This is a genomic window from Streptomyces marinisediminis, from assembly GCF_026262575.1.
GTDB lineage: Bacteria > Actinomycetota > Actinomycetes > Streptomycetales > Streptomycetaceae > Streptomyces > Streptomyces marinisediminis.
The window spans coordinates 1-4,330 of record NZ_JAPKFL010000063.1 but is presented as its reverse complement, the minus strand read 5'-3'; the positions used below and the strand labels follow the sequence as shown (position 1 = coordinate 4,330).

General features: G+C 76.9%; 2 protein-coding genes. Both read right to left on the bottom strand.

Features of this window, described 5'->3' with window-relative positions:
- Window positions 1-1,986 (bottom strand): type I polyketide synthase (locus OSB71_RS23990; RefSeq protein ID WP_265950906.1); only part of this gene is annotated, 1,986 nt, incomplete at its 3' end.
- Window positions 1,987-2,059: 73 nt separating this feature from the next.
- On the bottom strand, window positions 2,060-4,330 hold a 2,271-nt coding region (locus tag OSB71_RS23985), incomplete at its 5' end, for an SDR family NAD(P)-dependent oxidoreductase (protein ID WP_265950905.1).

Sequence of the window (4,330 nt, the reverse complement as noted above, 5' to 3'; positions counted from 1 at the left end):
AGCCGCGATCTCACCCTGCGAGTGGCCGAGCACGGCGGCCGGCTCCACACCGTGGGCACGCCACACCTCGGCCAGCGACACCATCACCGCCCACAACACCGGCTGCACCACATCCACCCGGTCCAGCCCGGGCGCGCCCTCCACCCCGCGGACCACGTCCAGCAGCGACCACTCCACGTGCGGCGCCAGCGCGGCGGCGCACTCCGCCATCCGCGCCGCGAACACCGGCGAAGACCCCAGCAGCTCGACGGCCATCCCCGCCCACTGCGCACCCTGACCGGGGAAGACGAACACCGGCCGGGCGGCGCTCCCGGCCACACCGGACACCACATCGCCACACGGCGCACCCGCCGCCAACGCCTCCAGCGCCGCCACGAACTCCGCACGGTCACCGGCCACCACCGCCGCCCGGTGCTCGAACGCCGACCGCGTCAACGCCAACGACCAGCCCACGTCCACAAGCCCGGCGTCCGGGCGCTCGCGGACCCACTCCGCAAGCCGCGCCGCCTGACCCGCCACAGCCCCCGCGGACTTGCCCGACAGCACCCACGGCACCACGGGCAGCTCGCGCGACGGCTCCTCGGCCGCCTCCCGCACCTCCTCGGCCTGCTCCACGATGAGGTGGGCGTTGGTGCCGCTGATACCGAAGGAGGAGACGCCCGCGCGGCGCGGTGCCCCCGTCTCCGGCCAGGCGCGCTGCTCGGTGACCAGCTCGACCGCGCCGGCCGACCAGTCGACGTGGGTGGAGGGGGCGTCCACGTGCAGCGTCTTCGGCAGCACCCCGTGCCGCATCGCCAGCACCATCTTCATCACGCCCGCGACCCCGGCGGCGGCCTGGGTGTGGCCGATGTTGGACTTCACCGAGCCCAGCAGCAGCGGCCGCCCCTCGGGGCGCTCCCGGCCGTAGGTGGCGAGCAGGGCCTGCGCCTCGATCGGGTCGCCGAGCCGGGTGCCGGTGCCGTGCGCCTCGACCACGTCGACCTGGTCGGCGGAGAGCCGGGCGCCCGCGAGGGCCTGGCGGATGACGCGCTGCTGGGACGGCCCGTTGGGCGCGGTGAGCCCGTTGGAGGCGCCGTCCTGGTTGACGGCCGAGCCCCGGATGACGGCCAGCACGTCGTGCCCGTTGCGCCGCGCGTCCGACAACCGCTCCAGCAGCAGCACCCCCACGCCCTCGGCCATGCCCATGCCGTCGGCGGAGTCAGCGAACGCCTTGCAGCGGCCGTCCTTGGCGAGCCCCTGCTGCCTGCTGAACTCCAGCAGTCCGCTGGGGTTGGGCATGATCGAGGCGCCCCCGGCCAGGGCGAGGGAGCACTCGCCGTTGCGCAGGGCCTGCGCGGCCAGGTGGAGGGCCACGAGCGAGGAGGAGCAGGCGGTGTCCAGGGTCACGGCCGGGCCTTCGAGGCCGAGCGTGTAGGACACGCGGCCGGACAGGACGGAGGTGACGGTGCCGGTGAGGATGTACCCCTCGGACCCGGCGGAGCCGCTGAGGTCGCCCCCGTAGCCCTGGCCGGCCGCCCCGACGAACACGCCGGTGGAGCTGCCGGCGAGGCCCGTGGGGTCGATGCCGGCGCGCTCCAGGGCCTCCCAGGAGGTCTCCAGCAGGAGCCGCTGCTGCGGGTCCATGGCCAGCGCCTCGCGCGGGGAGATGCCGAAGAACGCCGGGTCGAACTCGCCCGCGTCGTGCAGGAAGCCGCCTTCGAGGGCGTAGAGCTTGCCGCTGGCCGACGGGTCCGGGTCGTAGAGCTCGTCGACGTTCCACCCCCGGTCGGCGGGCAGGCCGGTGATGGCGTCGCCGCCGTCGGCCAGCAGCCGCCAGAGCTGCTCCGGGGTGCTGACGTCGCCGGGGAAGCGGCAGCTCATGGCGACGATCGCGACCGGCTCCGCCTCCTGCGCCCGCGACTCGGCGGTGCGTAGCTGCTGGCGGGTCTGCTGCAACTCCGCGACCACCCGGGTCAGGTACTCCCGCAGCTTCTCTTCATCCGCCATCGAACGTCGCTCCCGTCGGGTTCCAACTCGTAACAAGGGCCTGCGTGTGCTGCCGAAACTCGTGAGGGCAGGGTCAGGAGAGCCCGAGGTCCCTGTCGATGAGATCGAACAGCTCGTCGTTAGTGGCGGATTCGAGTCCCGCCACAGCGCCGTCCCGCTCCGCGGGCTCCCCGCTCCCGGGTTCGTCACCGCGGTGGAGCTTCGCGAGCAGCGACTCCAGGCGCATGACGACGCGGGTGCGGGCGATGTCGTCCCCGGCGCGCAGCGCCAGCGCCTCCTCCAGCCGGTCCAGGTCGGCGGCCGAGGGCAGCGTGTGCCCGGCGTCGGCGGGCAGGATCTCGGCCCGCAGCAGGGCGGCGAGCGCCGCCGGCGTGGGGTGGTCGAAGACCAGGGTGGCCGGGAGCCGCAGCCCCGTCGTGCCACCGAGCCGGTTGCGCAGCTCGACCGCGGTCAGCGAGTCGAAGCCGAGGTCGCTGAAGGCGCGGCGGGCCTCGACGGCCTGCGGGGCGGCGTGGCCGAGCACACCCGCGGTGTGGTCCCGCACGAGGTCGAGCAGGTGCTGTTCCTGCTCGGTCGCGGAGAGTTCGGCCAGCCGGGCGCGCAGCTCCGCGGCGGTGTCGGCGGCGGTGGACGCGTCCGCCTCCGCCGGGGCGTGCGCGGGCCGCGCGCCCGGGATCTCGCGGAGCAGCGGCCGGTCGGCGGAGAGGGTGAAGACGGTGGCGAACCGCTCCCAGTCCATGTCGGCGAGGACGACGTGGGCGTCCCCGTGGTCCACGGCCTGCTGGAGCGCGACCAGCGCCGGTTCCGGGTCCAGCGGCAGCACGCCGTGCCGCGTCAGCGGGGCCTGCGCCTCCCCGGCGCCCGCGGCCATGCCCGCCTCGGCCCACGGGCCCCAGGAGAGCGCGACGGCGGGCACGCCGCGCGCCCGGCCGCGCTGGGCGAGCGCGTCGAGGTGGGCGTTGGCGGCGGCGTAGACACCGTGGTCACCGACGCCCCACACCCCCGCGACGGAGGTGAAGTAGACGACCGCGTCCAGGTCGGCCGGGTCGAGCAGCTCCTCGAAGTGGTGTGCTCCGTGCACCTTGCCGCCCGCCACGTAGGCCGCCGCCTCGGCGCCGCACTCGCTCAGCGGGGCGAGCAGGCCGACGCCGGCCGCGTGCAGCACGGCGCGCACGGTGTCGCCGTCGGCGGCCAGCCCGTCCAGCAGCGCCCGCACGGCGTCGCGGTCGGCGACGTCGCAGGCCGCGAGCGTCACCCGCGCGCCCAGCGCCGCCAGCTCCGCCCGCAGGTCGGCTGCGCCCTCCGCGCGCTCGCCGGCCCGGCTGGTGAGCACCAGGTGGTCGGCGCCGTTGCGCGCGAGCCAGCGGGCCACCTGCCGGCCGACGGCGCCGGTGCCACCGGTGACGATCGCGGTCCCACCGGGCCGCCACGAGCGGGCCGGGCGCGCGCCGCCGGTGGCCGCGGGCACCAGGCGCCGGGTGAACACGCCGGACGCACGCACCGCGACCTGGTCCTCGACCCCGTCCCGGGGCGGCTGCGCGCCGGGGTTGCGCTGGGCGAGGACGCCGACCAGGCGGGCCAGGGCCTTGTCGTCCGGCCGCTCGGGCAGGTCCACCAGGCCGCCCCAGTGCCGGGGGTGCTCCAGGGCGGCGACCCTGCCCAGGCCCCACGCCTGCGCCTGCACCGGGCGGACGGGCGCCTCCGCGCCGCCGACGCCGACCGCGCCCCGGGTCAGCGACCACAGCGGTACCCCGTCCGCCAGCCCCGCGACCGCCTTCACCAGCGCGAGCGCGTCGACGAGCCCGGTGGGCACGGTGGCGTGCGCCGCGTGCGGGCGCTCGTCCAGCGCCACCAGGGACAGCACGCCGCCCACCGGGCGCTCGGCGTCCGCCGCGCGCCGCACGGCGTCCCGCAGCACTCCGGCCAGCTCGGGGCGGTCGGTGGCCGCGTCGTCGGTGAGCACCAGCCGCTCCGCCGTGGCGCCGTGGGCGCCGAGGGCCGCGGTGACGTCGCCCACCAGCGACTCGTCGGCGCCCTCGGCCGGGACGACTACGAGCCAGGTGCCGGTCAGCGCCGGCACGGTGGCCTCCGCCAGCGGGCGCCACACCACCCGGTAGCGCCACGCGTCGGCGGCCGACCGCTCGCCGCGCTCCCGGTGCCAGGCCGACAGGTGCGGCAGGACGTCGCCGAGCGCGGCCACCCGCGCGTCGTCCCCGGCCAGGTCGAGCGTCTCGCTGAGCCCCGCGAGGTCCGCCTGCCCGACGGCCTCCCAGAACGCCGCGTCCACCGCCCCGGCCCCGGCCCCGCCGACCGCGTCGCCCTCGGGGCGGCCGAAGGAGACCGA